The organism is Hydrogenophaga sp. NH-16, from assembly GCF_004006415.1.
Lineage (GTDB): Bacteria > Pseudomonadota > Gammaproteobacteria > Burkholderiales > Burkholderiaceae_C > Hydrogenophaga > Hydrogenophaga pseudoflava.
Window position 1 is genome coordinate 14,398 of sequence record NZ_CP029344.1, and the last position, 17,421, is coordinate 31,818.

At 69.9% G+C, this 17,421-nt stretch carries 17 protein-coding genes; 9 read left to right on the plus strand and 8 right to left on the minus strand.

Annotated features, from left to right (window positions below; genetic code table 11):
- The first annotated feature begins 12 nt into the window (after nucleotides 1-12).
- The 3 genes from leuB (at nucleotide 13) to DD542_RS00085 (ending at nucleotide 3,208) form a co-directional block, all read left to right on the plus strand.
- The gene (gene leuB, locus DD542_RS00075) at nucleotides 13-1,080 is read left to right on the plus strand and encodes a 3-isopropylmalate dehydrogenase (RefSeq protein WP_066149732.1); all 1,068 of its coding nucleotides are present in this window, start codon (nucleotides 13-15) and stop codon (nucleotides 1,078-1,080) included.
- A gap of 181 nt (nucleotides 1,081-1,261) precedes the next feature.
- Entirely contained in the window at nucleotides 1,262-2,749 is a 1,488-nt protein-coding gene (locus tag DD542_RS00080; RefSeq protein WP_164868310.1) for a protein adenylyltransferase SelO, read from the plus strand.
- Nucleotides 2,750-2,761: 12 nt separating this feature from the next.
- Nucleotides 2,762-3,208, plus strand: coding sequence for an SRPBCC family protein (locus tag DD542_RS00085; RefSeq protein ID WP_079367013.1), 447 nt, complete (start codon nucleotides 2,762-2,764; stop codon nucleotides 3,206-3,208).
- A gap of 83 nt (nucleotides 3,209-3,291) precedes the next feature.
- Here the strand turns inward: DD542_RS00085 and DD542_RS00090 are convergent, their stop codons facing one another.
- Entirely contained in the window at nucleotides 3,292-4,044 is a 753-nt protein-coding gene (locus DD542_RS00090; protein ID WP_079367014.1) for a tRNA-uridine aminocarboxypropyltransferase, read from the minus strand.
- 23 nt (nucleotides 4,045-4,067) lie between these two features.
- Here DD542_RS00090 and DD542_RS00095 point away from each other — a divergent pair, with 23 nt between their 5' ends.
- Entirely contained in the window at nucleotides 4,068-4,700 is a 633-nt protein-coding gene (locus DD542_RS00095) for an MSMEG_1061 family FMN-dependent PPOX-type flavoprotein (protein ID WP_127802905.1), read from the plus strand.
- 18 nt (nucleotides 4,701-4,718) lie between these two features.
- Here DD542_RS00095 and DD542_RS00100 read toward each other — a convergent pair whose 3' ends face one another.
- A complete protein-coding gene (locus DD542_RS00100; RefSeq protein ID WP_127802907.1) occupies nucleotides 4,719-6,848 on the minus strand; it encodes an Ig-like domain-containing protein in 2,130 nt (709 codons plus the stop codon).
- Nucleotides 6,849-6,999: 151 nt separating this feature from the next.
- On the opposite strand from DD542_RS00100, the gene DD542_RS00105 reads away from it, so the two are divergent.
- The 3 genes from DD542_RS00105 to DD542_RS00115 all read left to right on the plus strand — a co-directional run bounded on the left by DD542_RS00105 (nucleotide 7,000) and on the right by DD542_RS00115 (nucleotide 9,331).
- Entirely contained in the window at nucleotides 7,000-8,163 is a 1,164-nt protein-coding gene (locus tag DD542_RS00105; RefSeq protein ID WP_241559642.1) for a Gfo/Idh/MocA family oxidoreductase, read from the plus strand.
- A gap of 47 nt (nucleotides 8,164-8,210) precedes the next feature.
- Nucleotides 8,211-9,020, plus strand: a complete 810-nt coding sequence (locus DD542_RS00110; protein WP_127807229.1) for a peptidoglycan DD-metalloendopeptidase family protein — start codon at nucleotides 8,211-8,213, stop codon at nucleotides 9,018-9,020.
- A 95-nt stretch (nucleotides 9,021-9,115) separates the two neighbouring features.
- Nucleotides 9,116-9,331, plus strand: a complete 216-nt coding sequence (locus DD542_RS00115; protein ID WP_066149709.1) for a hypothetical protein — start codon at nucleotides 9,116-9,118, stop codon at nucleotides 9,329-9,331.
- A gap of 9 nt (nucleotides 9,332-9,340) precedes the next feature.
- Here DD542_RS00115 and serS read toward each other — a convergent pair whose 3' ends face one another.
- Genes serS through DD542_RS00130 form a run of 3 tightly spaced genes read right to left on the minus strand, consistent with a single transcriptional unit; the run spans nucleotide 9,341 to nucleotide 12,079 of the window.
- The gene (serS, locus tag DD542_RS00120) at nucleotides 9,341-10,651 is read right to left on the minus strand and encodes a serine--tRNA ligase (RefSeq protein ID WP_127802909.1); all 1,311 of its coding nucleotides are present in this window, start codon (nucleotides 10,649-10,651) and stop codon (nucleotides 9,341-9,343) included.
- Between the two features lie 22 nt (nucleotides 10,652-10,673).
- Entirely contained in the window at nucleotides 10,674-11,630 is a 957-nt protein-coding gene (gene ispH / locus DD542_RS00125; protein ID WP_127802911.1) for a 4-hydroxy-3-methylbut-2-enyl diphosphate reductase, read from the minus strand.
- Nucleotides 11,630-12,079, minus strand: a complete 450-nt coding sequence (locus tag DD542_RS00130) for an FKBP-type peptidyl-prolyl cis-trans isomerase (protein ID WP_066149701.1) — start codon at nucleotides 12,077-12,079, stop codon at nucleotides 11,630-11,632. The genes ispH and DD542_RS00130 overlap by 1 nt, the downstream gene beginning before the upstream one ends.
- Nucleotides 12,080-12,211: 132 nt before the next feature.
- Here DD542_RS00130 and radC point away from each other — a divergent pair, with 132 nt between their 5' ends.
- Together radC and DD542_RS00140 are read left to right on the plus strand one after the other, a co-directional pair.
- The gene (gene radC / locus DD542_RS00135) at nucleotides 12,212-12,904 is read left to right on the plus strand and encodes a DNA repair protein RadC (protein WP_079367017.1); all 693 of its coding nucleotides are present in this window, start codon (nucleotides 12,212-12,214) and stop codon (nucleotides 12,902-12,904) included.
- Nucleotides 12,905-12,938: 34 nt separating this feature from the next.
- Nucleotides 12,939-13,580, plus strand: a complete 642-nt coding sequence (locus tag DD542_RS00140; protein WP_079367018.1) for a Smr/MutS family protein — start codon at nucleotides 12,939-12,941, stop codon at nucleotides 13,578-13,580.
- Between the two features lie 12 nt (nucleotides 13,581-13,592).
- Here the strand turns inward: DD542_RS00140 and DD542_RS00145 are convergent, their stop codons facing one another.
- The 3 genes from DD542_RS00145 to upp form a co-directional block, all read right to left on the minus strand.
- Complete coding sequence (locus tag DD542_RS00145; protein WP_127802913.1) at nucleotides 13,593-14,006, minus strand: group II truncated hemoglobin; 414 nt, start codon at nucleotides 14,004-14,006, stop codon at nucleotides 13,593-13,595.
- Nucleotides 14,007-14,018: 12 nt separating this feature from the next.
- Nucleotides 14,019-16,562: an FtsX-like permease family protein gene (locus DD542_RS00150; protein WP_127802915.1), complete on the minus strand. Its 2,544-nt coding sequence runs from the start codon at nucleotides 16,560-16,562 to the stop codon at nucleotides 14,019-14,021.
- Nucleotides 16,563-16,739: 177 nt separating this feature from the next.
- Nucleotides 16,740-17,372, minus strand: a complete 633-nt coding sequence (upp, locus tag DD542_RS00155; protein ID WP_127802917.1) for a uracil phosphoribosyltransferase — start codon at nucleotides 17,370-17,372, stop codon at nucleotides 16,740-16,742.
- Nucleotides 17,373-17,421: the final 49 nt, after the last annotated feature.

Consider the following 17,421-nt stretch of genomic DNA (forward strand, 5'->3'; position numbering starts at 1 on the left):
AAAACCCACCCAATGAAAATCGCAGTTCTCCCCGGTGATGGCATCGGCACCGAAATCGTCGCCGAAGCGGTCAAGGTCCTCGACGCACTCGACCTGAAGTTCGAGATGGAATCGGCCCTGGTCGGTGGCGCCGCCTACGACGCGCACGGCCACCCGCTGCCCGAGTCCACGCTCAAGCTGGCCAAGGAAGCCGACGCCATCCTGTTCGGCGCCGTCGGTGACTGGAAGTACGACAAGCTGGACCGCCCGCTGCGCCCCGAGCAGGCCATCCTGGGCCTGCGCAAGAACCTGGGCCTGTTCGCCAACTTCCGCCCCGCCATCTGCTACGAGCAGCTGGTCGGCGCCTCCAGCCTCAAGCCCGAGCTGATCGCCGGCCTGGACATCCTGATCATCCGCGAGCTGACCGGCGACATCTATTTCGGCCAGCCGCGGGGCCGCCGCGAGGCCCCGGACGGCGAGTTCAAGGGCGCGCCCGAGGCCTTCGACACCATGCGCTATTCCAAGCCCGAGATCGAGCGCATCGCCCACGTCGCCTTCCAGGCGGCGCGCAAGCGCAACAAGAAGGTGACCTCGGTCGACAAGGCCAACGTGCTGGAGACCTTCCAGTTCTGGAAGGACACCATGATCGAGGTGCACGCCCAGTACCCCGACGTCGAGCTGCAGCACATGTACGTGGACAACGCCGCGATGCAGCTGGTCAAGGCACCCAAGGCGTTCGACGTGGTCGTCACCGGCAACATGTTCGGCGACATCCTGTCCGACGAGGCCTCGATGCTGACCGGCTCGATCGGCATGCTGCCCTCGGCCTCGCTCAACAGCAGGAACCAGGGCCTGTACGAGCCCAGCCACGGCAGCGCGCCCGACATCGCCGGCAAGGGCATCGCCAACCCGCTGGCGACCATCCTGTCGGCTGCCATGATGCTGCGCTTCTCGCTCAACCAGGAAGAAGCCGCCCAGCGCATCGAAGCCGCGGTGCAGAAGGTGCTGGCCCAGGGCCTGCGCACCGGCGACATCTGGAGCGAGGGCACGACCAAGGTCGGCACCGTGGAGATGGGCGACGCGGTGGTAAAGGCTCTGTAACCCCCCCCCTGCGCCGCTGCGCGGCTTCCCCCCTCTCTGGCGCGCCTGCGGCGCTGGGAGGGGGGGACGCACCCTGTGGCCCGGCGGAGCCGGTTCCACGGGTGCCCTGGAGGCAGACACGCGTTCCTCAAGGTTTTTGGGGTCTGGTCACAATGAGTGCTTTCCTGCTCTTGGCCTGCCCGTGTCCTCCCCCCTCTTCTCCTTCGACAACTCTTACGCGCTGATGGAGGGCATGTCCGTGCCCTGGCAGCCGGCGGCGGTGCCGGCGCCGCGCTGGTTGCATCTGAACCGGACGCTGGCCGACGAGCTCGGGCTCGATGCCGATGCCCTGGCGTCCGACGAGGGCCTGGCGGTGTTCGCGGGCAACCGCGTGCCCGAGGGTGCCACGCCAATTGCGCAGGCCTACGCCGGCCACCAGTTCGGCGGCTTCTCGCCACAGCTGGGTGACGGTCGCGCGCTGCTGCTGGGCGAGGTGCTGGACGCGCGAGGACAGCGCCGCGACATCGCGTTCAAGGGCTCGGGGCGCACACCGTTCTCGCGCGGCGGCGACGGCAAGGCGGCCGTCGGGCCGGTGCTGCGCGAGGTGCTGATCAGCGAGGCCATGCACGCGCTGGGCATCCCCACCACGCGCGCACTGGCGGCCGTGGCCACCGGTGAAACCATCCGCCGCGAGCGCCCGCTGCCCGGCGCCATCCTCACGCGCGTGGCGGCCAGCCACATCCGCGTTGGCAGCTTCCAGTTCTTCGCTGCGCGCAACGACACCGAACGCGTGCAGCAGCTCGCCGAACACGCCATCGCCCGCCACGACCCGGCGCTGGTGGGCCGCGAGGACCGGTTCCTCTGTTTCTACGAAGCCGTGGTGCAGCGCCAGGCGAAGCTGGTCGCGTTGTGGATGTCGGTCGGCTTCATCCACGGCGTGATGAACACCGACAACATGACGGTGTCGGGCGAAACCATCGACTACGGCCCCTGCGCCTTCCTGGAGGCCTACGACCCGCAGACGGTCTTCAGTTCCATCGACACCCACGGCCGCTACGCCTTCGGCAACCAGCCGGGCATCGCGCAATGGAACCTCGCGCGGCTGGCCGAAACCCTGCTGCCACTGTTCCACACCGGCGACGAGCAGGCCGTGGCCGCCGCCACCCGGGTGCTGGACGGCTTCGGCGCGCATTTCGACCGGCACTGGCTGAACCTGCACCGCCTCAAGCTGGGCCTGCGCAGCGACAGCGCCGACGACGAGGCCGACCGCGCCCTGGTCAATGAGCTGCTGCAACTCATGCACGGGCACCGTGTCGACTTCACGCTGGGCTTCCGCCGTCTCTCGGCCGTGCTGCGCGGGGCGCCGCAGGACTGGCTCGCGCTCTGGGGCGATCAGCACGCCGCGACCGACGACTGGCTGGCGCGCTGGCAGCAGCGTGTGAATACCCAGGGCGAGCCGGCACAGAAAGTGGCCGCCCGCATGGACGCCACCAACCCGCTGTTCATCCCGCGCAACCACCTGGTCGAGAACGCGCTCGATGCGGCCACCGAATCCGGCGACCTGCGGGCCTTCGAGCGCCTGCTGGCCATCGTGACCGACCCGTTCACCGCGCGCAGCGAACACGCCCCGGCCGCCCTGCCCGGCACGCCCGAACAGACCCAGGGCTACCGCACCTTCTGCGGCACCTGAAAGGAGCTTCCCATGAGCACCGGCACCGTCCGCTTCCACCGCATCCTCAAGGCGCCGCCCGAGCGCGTCTACCGCGCTTTCCTCGACCCCGACGCGATGGCCAAATTCCTGCCGCCGCACGGCTTCACCGGCCGCGTGCTGGAGATGGACGCGCGCGTCGGCGGCGTCTACCGCATGCAGTTCACCAACTTCTCCAGCGGCCACACGCACGCCTTCGGCGGCAAGTACCTGGAACTGGTGCCGAACGAGAAGATCGTCAACACCGACCTCTTCGACGACCCCAACCTGCCCGGCCAGATGATCACCACCATCAGCCTCAAGGCCGTCTCCTGCGGCACCGAGCTGACGGCCGTGCAGGAAGGCATCCCCGAGGCCATTCCGGTCGAGATGTGTTACCTCGGCTGGCAGGAGACGCTGGCGCTGCTGGCCCAGCTGGTCGAACCCGAAATCCCGGGTTGAACAGGCCCCCACGCTCCGCCGCTGCGCGGGTCGCTGCCCCCCCGAGGGGGCTGTTTCGGCTTGGGGCGGCCCGGCGCCGAAACTCACTTCGTGGGCAGCGCGCGCACTCGCTGCGTCGCCTCGCTGTCCACCGACAGCGGCTGGTGGCCCCGCGCGCTCAGGTAGCGCTCGCTGAACAGGCCGAACCAGGCGTCCAGCGCGTCGGCGGCGGCGTAATCGCCGGCCAGGTCCAGGCACATCGCCGCAACCTCGGCGGTGCAGAAGTGGTGGTCCTGCGCCGAGCGTCGCAGCTTGTAGCGCGAGGCGTGCGCCGGTTGCAGCCCCAGCACCGGCGCGCTGTCCAGCCAGGGGCTCTTGCGGAACATCTTGCGCGCCTCGGACCAGGTGCCGTCCAGCAGCACGAACAGCGGCCGGCGCCCGTCGTCCACCACCGGCGCCGTCACGGCGCGCGACGGTGCGGCGTACTCGGTCGGGAACACCACATGGGGTCGCCATTGCGGATCGGCCAGCAGCGCCAGCAGGGCGGGGTCGACCTCGGTGCGCGACCAGCCGAAGGCCCAGGTGTCGGGCACCACGTCGGCGATCAGCCAGCCGGTGTTGGTGGGCTTGAGCGCCTCGATGTCACCCAGCAGCAGGCAGAAGCCCGCGTTCGACGGCACCACCGGCCGCAGCGCGCAGATGCAATGGGTGGCGGGCAGGCGGCAGCCGCTGCAGCGCACCAGGCCGGCGCCGCGGGCGACATAGGGCTTGCTGGACGCCGCCAGGCGCAGCGTGCGCTGGCGCGCGACCGCGTGGGGAAAGGAGGGAGCGACGGCTTCCGGGGTGGCAGGAGACATCCGTCAAATGTATGCTCCCCGCGATGAACATCCTGACCTCCCTCGACGCCCTGCGCGCGCTCTACGACCCGGTGCGCGAGCGCTCGTCCAAGAAAGAGATTCCGCAGCTCGACGCTCACGCGCGCCGCTTCATCGGGCTTTCGCCCTTCGTGGTGATCGGCAGCGGCGATGCCGCGCACGGCATGGACACCTCGCCGCGCGGTGGCGCGCCGGGCTTCGTGCACGCGCCGGACGCCCACACCCTGCTGATCCCCGACGCGCCGGGCAACAACCGGCTGGACACGCTCGAGAACATCGTGCGCGGCGGCGAGGAAGGCGCGCCGGTCGGGCTGCTGTTCCTGATCCCGGGCGTGGACGAAACCCTGCGCGTGAACGGCCGCGCCCTGCTCAGCACCGCCCCGGACGATCTGCAGCGCTGCGCCGAACCGCACCGCCTGCCCAAGCTCGCGATCCGGGTCACCGTGCAGGCCTGCTACCTGCACTGCGCCAAGGCGCTGATGCGCTCGCACCTCTGGGACGCACAACACCAGGTCGAGCGTTCAGCGCTGCCCAGCATGACCGAGATGATGCGCGACCAGATTCGCGAATTCCGCGGCGAGGAGGTCGCCGCGGAAACGCAGGAGCAGATGCTCGAGCGCTACCGCCAGACGCTCTGACGGCGCTCCAGCCCAGCCTCAGGGCAGGAAGTTCAGCCCCTCGGGCAGCGGCGGCACCAGCGGCACCTCGAACAGCGGCCCGGGGCCGTCGGGGTCGATCACGAGGCTGCCGCCACTGCGGAAGAACTCCGCGATCTGCGTCTGCGCCAGCACCGCGATCGTCGGTCCCGCCGGACTCGCCAGCCCGGTCAGGAAGGTGTGCGGGTTCTTCGGCACCGCCGGGTTCGCGGCGACGGCCAGGTCGTTGCGGAAGTAGGTGGTCTGCGCCTGCAGGCCACCGGCGCGCACGATGGCGGTGGTGGTCGGGTTGGGCACCGTCTGGTCGCCCTTGGCCATCTGCAGGATCACCGGCTTGGCCGCGCTGCCCGGCAGCGGCTGCTGGCGGATCAGGTGGGCGTAGGACACCGGATTGCCCGCCTGCTGCACCCATTCCCAGCGGTCGATCACCTGCGCGATCTCCATCGCCCCCGGCACGTTGTTGACCACCGGTGGCAGGTCGCGCAGGGGCATGTTCTCGAAGAAGTTGAACGGCAGCGGCAGGCTGGCCGACGGCGGCAGGTTCAGCAGCTGCGGCACCCGGGTGGCCAGCGCAAAGCCGGTCAGGCCGCGGAACGCGCCCAGTCGCGCCACCTCGGCAATCGAACCGCCCGGCACGTTCGGCACGCCGGCCTGGATGGACGGCTCCACGCCCAGCAGCATGGTGCCGTAGATGCCGCCGAAGGACTGGCCGGCGTAGTAGATGCGCTGCGCGTTGAGGTCGGCGCTGCCATCGCCTTCGACATCGATGCCCGCCTCCACCTGGCGCACCAGCTGCATCAGGTCGATGGCGGTCTGGCGCAGACCGTCGCGGCTGGAGATCGCGGTGCGCGGTGGTGCGGCACTCGACCCCTCGGTGCTGTCGATGGTGCCGTTGCCGTCCTGGTCAAAGCCCCGGCCGCCGGCCGGCACCGTCACCGCACCACCCGCCGTGGTCAGGTTCAGCACACCAGCCGCGCCACCCCCATGGCCCACCACGTTGATCGACAGCGTCGCGATGCCGCGCGAGGCCAGCACGGACGCCACCGTCCACGGCGCGCCGAACATGCTGTCGGTGAAGCCGTGGCCGAAGATCGCCACCGGCCAGCCCGCTGCGGGTTTGGCGCCGGCTGGCACAAAGAGCTGGAACACCAGCTCGTTTGTGCCCTGCGGCTGGGGTCGGCCCGACAGCGTCGGGGTGGTCGGGATGTACTGGCCGGTGGCCAGGTAGTTGGGCGAACGGTAGCGGCCGTAGGCGATCTGGCCGACGGCGCCGGGCGCCACGTACAGCGCGCCCAGCGGCACGGCCTGCGGCGTGAGCGCGTCCTGCGCAGCACCGGTCTGGCGCAGCAGATTCACCGCCGCCACGCCGCCCAGCGGAAACACCGCACGCACAGGCGCACCGTCCGCGCTGCCGATCATGAAATCCACCGGCGCGGGAGTCGTCGACTTGATGCGGCGCATCACTTTCACCAGGTCGCCCGTCGCGCTCTGCGTGGTGAACACCGAGGCCGCCGCCACCGCCAGCCCGCGACCGAGGCGCACCGACGCCGCGCCCTCGCGCATCTCGCGGTGGTGCTCGGCGCGGTGGCGCCCGCCGCCCAGCGCCGCGCCGGGCACGATGCGCCGGCCCCTGACGTCGCGCACGCCATTGGTCACCACCAGCACGTAGCGCGAGCGCTCGGCCAGCAGCTCGTCGGGCTCGAACACCAGCGTGCGCGTAGCCGGGTCCCACAGCACCTGGTTGATGCCCACCTTCTGGCCGAAACCGCGCAGGGTCTGCGTGTCGCCCAGGTTGTAGAGGAACACGGTCTCGCTGCTGACCGAGGCCACATCGATGTCGCCGGTGAACGGCACCGTGATGCGCGGCTGGGTCGAGAAGCCGTCCAGCGTGTTGATCACGTCGATGTCCTGGCAGTCGCTCACCCGCACCGCGCAGTCGGGCCGGGGCAGGTTGACGCGGCGGAAGGTCGCGTTGCCGAAGTCGACCACCGTGTGGCGGTTGCTCGGGAACGGACCGGCCGTGTCGTCGTCGCGCACCGACACGTTCTGCGCGAACGCGGCGGCGGGCAACGACACCAGGGGCAGCACCAGGGACAGCGACAGCAGCAGGCGACGGGAAGCAACGGCCATGGCAGGACTCCTCTGTGTTGGAATGGACCCCGCTTGTACGCCGAAAGACTTCGTGCGACCAGAGGGGATCACCGGTGGCAGGCCTGCCCGCTGTCACCTCGGTTGCTTATGCTGGAGGCCTTTTCTTCTCGCTTCCTCTCAGGACCCTGCCGTGAACGACCGCAACCCCGTCATCGCCCTGCTCGGGCGCCGCATTCGCCTCGCTGTTATCGGCGGCGGCCCGGGCTCCTTCATCGGACCCATCCACCGCATGGCGGCCCGCCTGGACGACCGCTACGACATCGTGGCCGGCGTGCTCTCTTCCGACCCGCAGCGCTCGGTGGCCGCCGGGCTGGCGATGGGCCTGGCCCCGGACCGCTGCCACCCCGACCTGGCCACCCTGCTGGCGGCCGAAACGCAGCGCCCCGACGGCATCGACGCGGTCGCCATCATGACGCCCAACGACGGCCACTTTCCCGCCGCGATGGCGGCGCTGGAGCACGGCTTCGACGTCATCTGCGACAAGCCCATGACCAACACCCTGGCCGAGGCGCAGACGCTGTTCGAGAAAGTCCAGGCCAGCGGCCGTGTGTTCTGCCTGACCCACAACTACAGCGGTTACCCCATGGTGCGCCAGGCCCGCGCCATGGTGGCCGACGGCCAGCTCGGCGAGATCCGCCTGGTGCAGGTGGAGTACGTGCAGGGCGGGCGTGCCAAGCCCGGCCCCGGCCGCGTGGCCTGGAAGGCCGACCCGGCGCGCGGCGGCCCTTCGCTGGTGATGGGCGACATCGGCACCCACGCCCACCAGCTGCTGCGCTTCATCAGCGGGCTGGAGGTCGGGGAGGTCGCGGCCGAGCTCGGCTGCGTGGTGCCCGAGCGCAGCGCGCACGACTTCGCAGGCGTGCTGCTGCGCATGGCGGGCGGTGCGCGCGGCAGCTTCTGGGTCACCCAGGCCGCCGCAGGGGTGGAGAACGGCCTGCGCATCCGCGTCAGCGGCTCGCGCGGCTCGCTCGAATGGCAGCAGGAACATCCGCAGGTGCTGGACTTCAAGCCGCTGGACGCCCCCGCCCAGCGCCTGACGCCGCGCGGCCCGGGCGCCCTGCCGCTGGCGCTGCGCGGCACCCGCGTGGCCGCCGGCCACCCCGAGGGCTTCCCCGAGGCCTTCGCCAACCTCTATTCGGACGCGGCCGAGGCCATCGCGGCGCGGCGCGCCGGTCAGCGCCCCGACCCCTTGGCCCTGCACTTCCCCAACGCGCACGACGGCTGGATGGGCATGCGCTTCGTCGACGCGGTGATCCGCTCGGCACAAGCCGGTGGCGCCTGGACGGCCGCATGACGCGGCCCACGCGCTCCCGCCGCCAGGTGCTCGGCACCCTGGCCGCCATGGGTCTGGGTGCGCTCACCGCGGCCCGGGCCGACACCACAGGTCTGCCGACCACCGACTGGCCACAGGCATCGGCCGTGCCCGGCGGCGTGGCCCGGCTGGCCCTCGGCCCAGCCACGGACCGGCCCAGGGCCTGGGCCGGCGAGGCGCCCCTGCTGGTGGTGGGCGATCCGGCGGGCTGGACCGCGCTGGTCGGCATACCGCTGTCGGCCACCCCCGGGGACGCACAGATCGAGGTTGAGACCGGTGGGGGTCGGCGCGCCCTGCCCTACCGGATCGGCCCCAAGGCCTACGCCGAGCAGCGCCTGACGGTGGCCCCACGCACGGTCGAACTCTCGTCCAAGGACCTGGCGCGGCACGAGCGCGAACGGCTCCACCAGCAGGCCGTCATCGCCCGCTTCACCGAACCGGTGCCGCGCGACCTGCGCATGCAGGCGCCGGTGGACGGGCGCCGCTCCAGCTCCTTCGGGCTGCGGCGCGTGTTCAACGGGCAGGCGCGCCAGCCCCACAGCGGCATGGACATTGCGGCCACGACCGGCACACCGGTGGTGGCCCCGCTGGCGGGACAGGTGGTCGACACGGGCGACTACTTCTTCAACGGCCAGACCGTCTGGCTGGACCATGGCGGTGGCCTGCTGTCCATGCTGTGCCACCTCAGCCGCACCGATGTGCGGGCGGGCGATTCGCTGGCGGCCGGCCAGCCGCTGGGCGCGGTGGGCGCCACCGGCCGCGTCACCGGCCCGCACCTGCACTGGAGTGTGCTGCTCAACCGGACCTCAGTGGACCCGGCGTTGTTTATTCACGCTTGATCCCGTTTTTTGGGGCGGGGAATGGCGGCCGGCCGGAGCGCCGCGGGCACAATGCGCGCTCCCCTTGTTGCCCGAATGTCCGCCCCGGAGGCCCCGTGTACCGTTTGCCGCTCGCCATCGCCGTCCTCATCGCCCTGGCGGCGTGCTCATCGACCAAGCGGCAATGGCAGAAGGAAGGTGTGAGCGCCTTCGACACCGCCAACGTGGAGTCGGAGTGCAAGTTCCAGACCGGACTTGCCAAGATCAAGGGCGACCAGGCCGAAGAACTGGTTCGCCACTGCATGCAGGCGAAGGGGTTCCGGCTGAATTGATGGCCCGGCTCAGCCGCCGATGCGCTCCAGGCCACCCATGTAGGGCCGCAGCACCACGGGCACGGTCACGCTGCCGTCGGCGTTCTGGAAGTTTTCCAGCACCGCCACCAGCGCACGCCCCACGGCGAGGCCGGAGCCGTTGAGGGTGTGCACCAGCTCGTTCTTGCCCTGGGCGTTCTTGAAGCGCGCCTGCAGGCGACGCGCCTGGAAGGCCTCGCAGTTGGACACCGAGCTGATCTCGCGGTAGGTGCCCTGCGCCGGCACCCAGACCTCCAGGTCGTAGGTCTTGCTGGCGCCAAAGCCCATGTCACCCGTGCACAGGCTCATCACCCGGTAGGGCAGGCCCAGCGCCCGCAGGATGGCCTCGGCGTGGCCGGTCATCTTTTCCAGCGCCTCGTAGCTCTTCTCGGGGTGCACGATCTGCACCATTTCCACCTTGTCGAACTGGTGCTGGCGGATCATGCCGCGCGTGTCGCGTCCGGCGCTGCCCGCCTCGGAGCGGAAACACGGCGTGTGCGCCGTCATCTTGATCGGCAGGTCGGCCTCGGCCAGCACGGTGTCGCGCACCACGTTGGTCAGCGTCACCTCGCTGGTCGGAATCAGGTACAGCGCCTGGTTCTCCTCAGCGCCCTCCTGCCCGCCCTTGTTCGCCGCGAACAGGTCGGCCTCGAACTTGGGCAGCTGGCCGGTGCCACGCAGGGTGTCGGCGTTGACGATGTAGGGCGTGTAGCACTCGGTGTAGCCGTGCTGCTGGGTCTGCGTGTCCAGCATGAACTGGGCGAGCGCGCGGTGCAGGCGGGCAATGGGGCCGCGCATGAAGGTGAAGCGCGAGCCGGCCAGCTTGGTGCCGGTGTCGAAGTCCAGGCCGAGCTTCTCGCCGATGTCCACGTGGTCGCGGACCGGGAAGTCGAAGGTCTTCGGTGTGCCCCACTGGCGCACCACCACATTGCCCTCTTCGCCCGCGCCCACCGGCACGCTCTCGTGCGGCAGGTTGGGCACGGCCAGCAGCAGGGTCTGCAGCTCGCCCTGGATCACGTCCAGCCGCGCGGCCGAGGCTTCCAGCTCGGCCTTCATCTCGCCCACCTGGGCCATCACCGCGTCGGCCTCGGCGTGTTGTCCCTTGCCCTTGAGCATGCCGATCTGCTTGGACAGGCTGTTGCGCTGGGCCTGCAAGGCCTCGGTGCGGGTCTGCAGCGCCTTGCGCTCGTGTTCCAGCGCCTGGTAGGCGGACACGTCGAGGTAGGGCTGGGGGTTCTTGCGGGTTTCCAGGCGCGCGACGACGGCGTCCAGGTCTTTGCGGAGTTGAAGGATGTCTAGCATGGGGGAATTGTAGGGACCGGGTTCAGTGCAGATGGTCGATGGCGCCCTCGCCGTCGATCTTCAGCCCCTTGGGCAGCGGGAACTTGATGGTCTCGGTGATGCCGTCGAGCTTGCGCACCGAGATCGCGCCGAGTTCGCGCAGGCGGTCGATCACCTGCTGCACCAGGATGTCGGGCGCCGAGGCGCCAGCCGTCAGGCCCACGCGCTGCTTGCCGTCGAACCACTCGGCCTTCAGCTCGCTGGCGTTGTCGACCATGTAGGCCTCGGTGCCCAGGCGGTGGGCCACTTCGCGCAGGCGGTTGCTGTTGCTGCTGGTCGGGCTGCCGACCACGATGACGATGTCCACCTGCGGGCTCAGCAGCTTGACGGCGTCCTGCCGGTTCTGCGTGGCGTAGCAGATGTCCTGCTGCTTGGGCTCGCGCACCTTCGGGAACCGCGCCTTCACCGCGGCCAGGATGCCCGCCGTGTCGTCCACGCTCAGCGTGGTCTGCGTCACCACCGCAAGCAGCTCGGTCTGCTTCGGCTGCACCTTGGCCACGTCGTCGATGTCTTCGACCAGGTGGATGCCTTCGCTGAGCTGGCCCATGGTGCCCTCCACCTCGGGGTGGCCCTTGTGGCCGATCATCAGGAACTCGTAGCCCTCCTTGAACAGCTTGGCGACCTCGACGTGCACCTTGGTCACCAGCGGGCAGGTGGCGTCGAAGATGCGGAAGCCCCGCCGCTCGGCCTCCTTCTGCACGGCCTGGCTCACGCCGTGGGCCGAGAACACCAGCGTGGCACCGGGCGGCACCTCGTCCAGCTCCTCGATGAAGATCGCGCCTTTTTCCTTCAGGTCATTGACCACGTAGGTGTTGTGCACGATCTCGTGGCGCACGTAGATGGGCCGGCCGAACTTGGCCAGCGCGCGCTCGACGATCTCGATCGCGCGGTCCACACCGGCACAGAACCCGCGCGGCTCCGCCAGAAGGATCTCGCTCATCAGAGCACCCCGATCAGCTGGACTTCAAATTTCACCGGCTGACCCGCCAGCGGGTGGTTGAAGTCGAACAGCACCGCACCGTCCTCGCGCACCTCGACCACGGAACCGGCGTACTGGCCCAGACCGTCGGGTGTGGGGAACTGCACCACGTCGCCCGCGGTGTACTTCTCGTGCGGGTCGCCCAGTTCGTTGAGCAGCTTGCGCGCGACCCACTGGACCATCTCGGGCTGCCGTTCGCCAAAGGCCTCGCCAGCGGCCAGGTCGATCACCGTGGTCGTGCCCTCTTCCAGGCCGATCAGGCGCTGCTCGATGGCGGGCGAGAGCTCGCCGGCGCCCAGGCTCAGGGTGGCGGGCTGGCCCTGCTCGAAGGTGTCGATCACCACCTTGCCCTGGGGGCCGGACAGGCGGTAGTGCAGGGTGAGAAAGGAGCCTTCTTGGACGTGTGTCATGGACAAATGGGGGATGAAACAGGGGGTGCGGCGGACGCAGCGCGCACAGGACGGCCCGGACGACGGCGCCGGGCGAGGGCCTCTATTGTAAAAACCGGCGACCGCCCCGGCGGCAACAGGGAGTACACACAGATGAATGGTTTGGCCGCCACCGGGCTCAAGAGCCTGCCCGCCGACGCGCGCCCGCGCGAAAAACTGCTCAGCCGGGGCCCCGGCGCACTGGGCGACGCCGAGCTGCTGGCGCTGCTGCTGCGCACCGGCATCAGCGGCAAACACGTGATCCAGCTCGCACAGGAACTGCTCGACCGCTTCGATGGCATCGGCGGGCTGCTGCACACCAGCGCGGAGGCGCTCAAGACCGTCAAGGGCCTGGGGCCGGCGAAACGGGCCGAGGTGGTGGCGGTGCTGGAACTGGCCCGCCGGGCGCTGGCGCAGGAGCTGCAGCAGCGCCCGCTGTTCGACAGCCCGAAAGCAGTGCGCGAGTACCTGCAACTGCAGTTGGGCGCCCGCGCGCACGAGGTGTTCTGCGTGCTGTTCCTCGACAGCCAGAACCGGCTGCTGGCGCTGGAGGAGCTGTTCCGCGGCACCCTGTCGCAGACCTCGGTCTATCCGCGCGAAGTGGTGCTGCGCGCCCTGCACCACCATGCAGCCGCCGTGGTACTGGCCCACAACCACCCGAGTGGCGAAGCCCGCCCGTCGCGCGCCGACGAATCGCTGACGCAGTCGCTCAAGGCCTCGCTGGCGCTGGTGGACGTGCGGGTGCTGGACCACTTCATCGTCACCCGCGACCAGGCCGCCTCGATGGCCGAAATGGGCCTGGTCTGACAGGCCATGCCCCCTGGGCGAGAATTGCGCCACCATGAAAGTGCGCGCCCTCGCCGACCTCAAGACGCTGCAGAAGGTGATCGCCCAGCGGGCGGCGGCCGAAGCCGCGGCGCGCGAGGCCGAGCGCCTGCACGCGCTGCGCATGGACCGCGAAAAGCGCCTGTTTGAACTGGCGGTCGGCCCGGTGCGGCCCCTGCCCCATCACCGGCGTGTGATCCATCCACCCGCGCCGGTCTCCACCGAGCCGCGGCAGCGGCAGCTCGACGAGCACGCGGTGATGCGCGAGGCGCTGTCGGACGAGTTTGACGTCGAGACCCTGCTGCACACCGACGAGGCGCTGAGCTTCCGCCGACCGGGCCTGGGTCCGGATGTGACGCGCAAGCTGCGCGAGGGTCACTGGAGCATCCAGAAGCACATCGACCTGCACGGCCTGCGCACCGACGAGGCGCGCGAGGCGCTGGGCCGCTTCGTCCGCGAGGCCCACCAGCTGGGACTGCGCTGCGTGCGCGTGGTGCACGGCAAGGGGCTGGGCTCGCCGGGCCGCACGCCGGTGCTCAAGGGCCGGGTGCAGCGCTGGCTGGTGCAGAAGAAGGAAGTGCTGGCCTTCGTGCAGGCGCGGCCGGCCGAAGGTGGCGCCGGGGCCCTGGTGGTGCTGCTCAAGCCGGTGGGGCGCTGAGGTCCCGCCGACTCACTGCGGCGTGTTCCGCATCCAGTCGGCGGTCTTGAAGAAGCTCTCGCGCAACCGCACCCGAAGGTCCTCAGGCACCCCGGTCTCGCCCATCGCCTGGTCCATGCAGGCCAGCCACTGGTCGCGCTCGACGATGCCGATCTTGAAGGGCATGTGCCGCATGCGCAGGCGCGGGTGGCCGAAGCGGTCTTCGTAGTGCGAGGGGCCGCCGAGCCAGCCGCAGAGAAACCAGAACAGCTTCTGGCGCGCATCGTCCAGCGTGCTGCCGTGCGCCACCCGCAGCTCGTGGTAACCCGGTTCGATGTCCATCAGGTCGTAGAAGCGGTCGACCAGGGCGCGCACACGGGCTTCGCCGCCGATCCACTCGAACGGTGTGGCGGGGGATACGGGGACGGACGTTTCTTGTTCGTTCATGTTGTTTGAAGTTCAGACTGCAGCTCGACGCAGCGTTTCGACCACCGGCGTGCGCAACACGCTGCGCAGGCCCCACCAGCCCGCCGCCAGCGCCAGCACGCCGCCCGCCAGGCCGCCGGCCAGCGGCACCCAGGGGGACGGCTGCCAGCTGAACTCGAAGGCGTATTTCGCCAGCGCCCAGCCGACGGCGATGGCCACCACCGACGCGAGCACGCCCGCCAGCAGGCCCACGCCGAGCAGCTCGACCCGCTGCACGTCGCGCAGCAGCTTCGAACCCGCGCCCACCGCGCGCAGCACCGCGAACTCGCGCTCGCGCTCGCCGCGTGTGGCCGTGATCGTGGCCAGCAGCACCACCAGACCAGCCGCCAGCGCAAATCCGAACAGGAACTCCACCGCGCGGATCACCTGCCCCAGCACACGCTGCACCTGCGCAATGGTCTGGCTCATGTCGACGTTGGTGATGTTCGGAAACTGGCGCACCAGCGCGTTGTCAAAGGTTTTGTTGGCATCGGGCACGCGGTAGGCGCTGATGTAGGTGGTGGGCAGATCGGGCAGCTGCGACACCGGGAACAGCACGAAGAAGTTCACCCGCATCGAACCCCAGTCGACCTTGCGCAGGCTGGTGATGCGGCCCTCGACCGGAATGCCGGCCATCTCGAAGCCGAGCCGGTCGCCGAGTTTGAGACCCAGTTCTTTGGCCAGCCCTTCCTCCACGCTGAGCCCGTCCTTTTCCTCCGGCGTCCAGCGGCCGGCGACGATGTCGTTGTGGACCGGCGGCTGGGCGCTGTGCGAGAGGTTGAACTCGCGCTCGACCAGGCGCTGGGCGCGGTCGGTCTCGAAGTTCTCCGGCTGCACCGCGGCGCCGTTCACGCTCACCAGGCGGCCGCGGATCATCGGATACCAGTCGTACTGGCCGATGCCGCCGTCGGTCAGTGCCTGCCGGAACGGATCGGCCTGCTCGGGCTGGATGTTGATGACGAAGCGGTTGGGTGCATCGGGCGGCGTGGCGTTGCGCCAGCTGGCGATCAGGTCGGTGCGCAGAAGCACCAGCAGCACCAGGGCCAGCAGCCCCACGGCGAGGGCGCTGATCTGCACCACGGCGTAGGCCGGCCGGGCGGAGAGCTGGCGCGTGGCCAGCACCAGCGCGCGCGGTGCGGTGCTCTCGTTGACGCTGCGGCGCAGCAGCCAGACGGCCGCCCAGCTCACCAACGCAAACACCGCCACCGCGGCGGCAAAACCACCGACCGCGATGCCGCCGAGCTTGAGGTCGCGGCTGGCGGCCAGCAGCAGCACCGCAAAGCCGGCCACGCCCAGGCCCAGCACCGCCAGCGTGGCGGGCTTGAGCTGCCCGACATCGCGCCGGATCACGCGCAGCGGCGGCACCTGTGCCAGTTGCAGCACCGGCGGCAGGCCGAAGGCCATCATCAGCGTCAGCCCCATGCCCAGGCCCAGCAGCACTGGCCAGAACGTCGCGGCCGGCAGCGCCGACTCGACCAGCCCGGAGAGCAGCAGTACGAACACGTAGTGCAACCCGAAGCCCGCCAGCACCCCCAGGCCGCTGGCCACCAGGCCGACCACGGTGAATTCGAAGGCGTAGGCGCGCGCCATGGTGCCCTGCGACAGGCCAAGCACGCGCATCATGGCGCAGTCGTCCAGGTGGCGCTGGGCAAAGCCGCGCGCCGCGATGGCCACCGCCACCGCCGACAGCAGGGCCGCCAGCAGCGCCACCAGGTTGAGGAATTTTTCGGCGCGTTCCAGCGTTTGCTGCATCTCGGGCCGGCCGCCTTCGAGCGACTCCAGCCGCAACCCGCGAATCTCCGGTTTCTTCAGTTCGGCCTCTGCCCAGGCCACGTACTGCTTCACTGCGGGGTCGGCGCCCGCCACTGCCAGCCGGTAGCCGACGCGGCTGGCCGGCTGCACCAGGCCGGAAGCGGGCAGGTCGGCGGCGTTGATCATGACGCGCGGCGCGAAGCTCATGAAGCCGGCGCCGCGGTCGGTCTCGACCACGATCACCTTGGCCAGCGTGAGGCTCGCGTCGCCCAGCAGCAGCGGCTGGCCGATCTGGAGCTGCAGCGCCGACAACAGGGCTGCGTCGACCCAGGCCGTGCCGGGGGCGGGAATGTCGCGGGTGGGCGCGTCGGCCGCCTCGGGGCCGTCGGCCACGCGCAGGCTGCCGCGCAGCGGATACCCGGGTGCCACCACCTTGAGCGCGACCAGACGCGCAGCGCCGCCATCCTCGTCCCGCGCCCGCCCCATGGTCGGAAAACTCAGGGTCTGCACTGTCTGCAGGCCCAGCTCGGCGGCCTTGGTGGCGAATGCCGGGGGCGCCGGCTGGTCGCTCTGGATCACCGCGTCGCCACCGATCAGCGCCCGCGCGTCGCGCTGCAGGCCGCCCTGCAACCGGTCGGCAAAAAACGCCACCGCCGTCAGCGCCGCCACCGCCAGCGTCACCGCCAGCAGCAACAGCCGCAACTCGCCCGCGCGCCAGTCGCGCCAGAGTGAACGCCAGCCCAGGGACCAGAACGACACCGGAAGGGAATCAGAAGCAGCAGCCATCCGGCGACCTTACCGCAAGCGCATCAACCGCGCGCGACCGTATGGATAAGCATGAAACGCAGCCGGGGCGCACATTCCCGTCGAGAATGCCGTGGGTCCGGCTCCGCCGGCCCGCAGGCATTGCCCCTTGAGGGGCGGAGCCGGCTACACGCAGTGAGCCGGCGATGGGGGTGGACCTTATTTCGTGCCGAAGATCCGGTCGCCCGCGTCGCCCAGACCCGGCACGATGTAACCATGTTCGTTGAGCTCGCGGTCCACCGCCGGGGTGTAGATCGGCACGTCAGGATGAGCGTCGTGGAAGGTCTTGATGCCCTGCGGGCAGGTGACCAGGCACACAAAACGGATCGAGCGCGGGTTCGTGGCCTTGAGCCGGTCCACCGCGGCAACAGCCGAGTTGCCGGTGGCCAGCATGGGGTCGAGCACGATCACGTCGCGCTCCTCCATGCCGCTGGGCATCTTGAAGTAGTACTCCACCGCCTTGAGCGTGGCCGGGTCGCGGTACAGGCCGATGTGGCCCACGCGGGCGCCGGGCAGCACCTGCAGCATGCCGTCCAGAAAGCCATTGCCGGCGCGCAGGATGGAGGCCAGCACGATCTTCTTGCCGTCGATCACCGGCGACAACATCTTCTCCAGCGGCGTTTCGATCTCGATCCGCTGCATCGGCATGTCGCGCGTGAGCTCATAGGCCAGCAGCGCCGACAGCTCGTGCACCAGCTCGCGGAAGCTCTTGGTGCTGGTGTCCTTCTTGCGCATCAGCGTGAGTTTGTGCTGGACCAGGGGGTGATCGATGATGTGGACGTCGCGGCTCATGAACGGGGACTCGAAAAAATGAATGGCCAGCCACCCTGGGCTGGCGCTG

Excerpts from the sequence above, each read along its gene's own strand:
- leuB (WP_066149732.1), top strand. The coding sequence starts at position 13 with ATGAAAATCGCAGTTCTCCCCGGTGATGGCATCGGCACCGAAATCGTC.
- DD542_RS00085 (WP_079367013.1), top strand. The coding sequence starts at position 2,762 with ATGAGCACCGGCACCGTCCGCTTCCACCGCATCCTCAAGGCGCCGCCC.
- DD542_RS00090 (WP_079367014.1), bottom strand. The coding sequence starts at position 4,044 with ATGTCTCCTGCCACCCCGGAAGCCGTCGCTCCCTCCTTTCCCCACGCG.
- DD542_RS00095 (WP_127802905.1), top strand. The coding sequence starts at position 4,068 with ATGAACATCCTGACCTCCCTCGACGCCCTGCGCGCGCTCTACGACCCG.
- DD542_RS00100 (WP_127802907.1), bottom strand. The coding sequence starts at position 6,848 with ATGGCCGTTGCTTCCCGTCGCCTGCTGCTGTCGCTGTCCCTGGTGCTG.
- DD542_RS00110 (WP_127807229.1), top strand. The coding sequence starts at position 8,211 with ATGGGTCTGGGTGCGCTCACCGCGGCCCGGGCCGACACCACAGGTCTG.
- serS (WP_127802909.1), bottom strand. The coding sequence starts at position 10,651 with ATGCTAGACATCCTTCAACTCCGCAAAGACCTGGACGCCGTCGTCGCG.
- ispH (WP_127802911.1), bottom strand. The coding sequence starts at position 11,630 with ATGAGCGAGATCCTTCTGGCGGAGCCGCGCGGGTTCTGTGCCGGTGTG.
- DD542_RS00130 (WP_066149701.1), bottom strand. The coding sequence starts at position 12,079 with ATGACACACGTCCAAGAAGGCTCCTTTCTCACCCTGCACTACCGCCTG.
- radC (WP_079367017.1), top strand. The coding sequence starts at position 12,212 with ATGAATGGTTTGGCCGCCACCGGGCTCAAGAGCCTGCCCGCCGACGCG.
- DD542_RS00140 (WP_079367018.1), top strand. The coding sequence starts at position 12,939 with ATGAAAGTGCGCGCCCTCGCCGACCTCAAGACGCTGCAGAAGGTGATC.
- DD542_RS00145 (WP_127802913.1), bottom strand. The coding sequence starts at position 14,006 with ATGAACGAACAAGAAACGTCCGTCCCCGTATCCCCCGCCACACCGTTC.
- DD542_RS00150 (WP_127802915.1), bottom strand. The coding sequence starts at position 16,562 with ATGGCTGCTGCTTCTGATTCCCTTCCGGTGTCGTTCTGGTCCCTGGGC.
- upp (WP_127802917.1), bottom strand. The coding sequence starts at position 17,372 with ATGAGCCGCGACGTCCACATCATCGATCACCCCCTGGTCCAGCACAAA.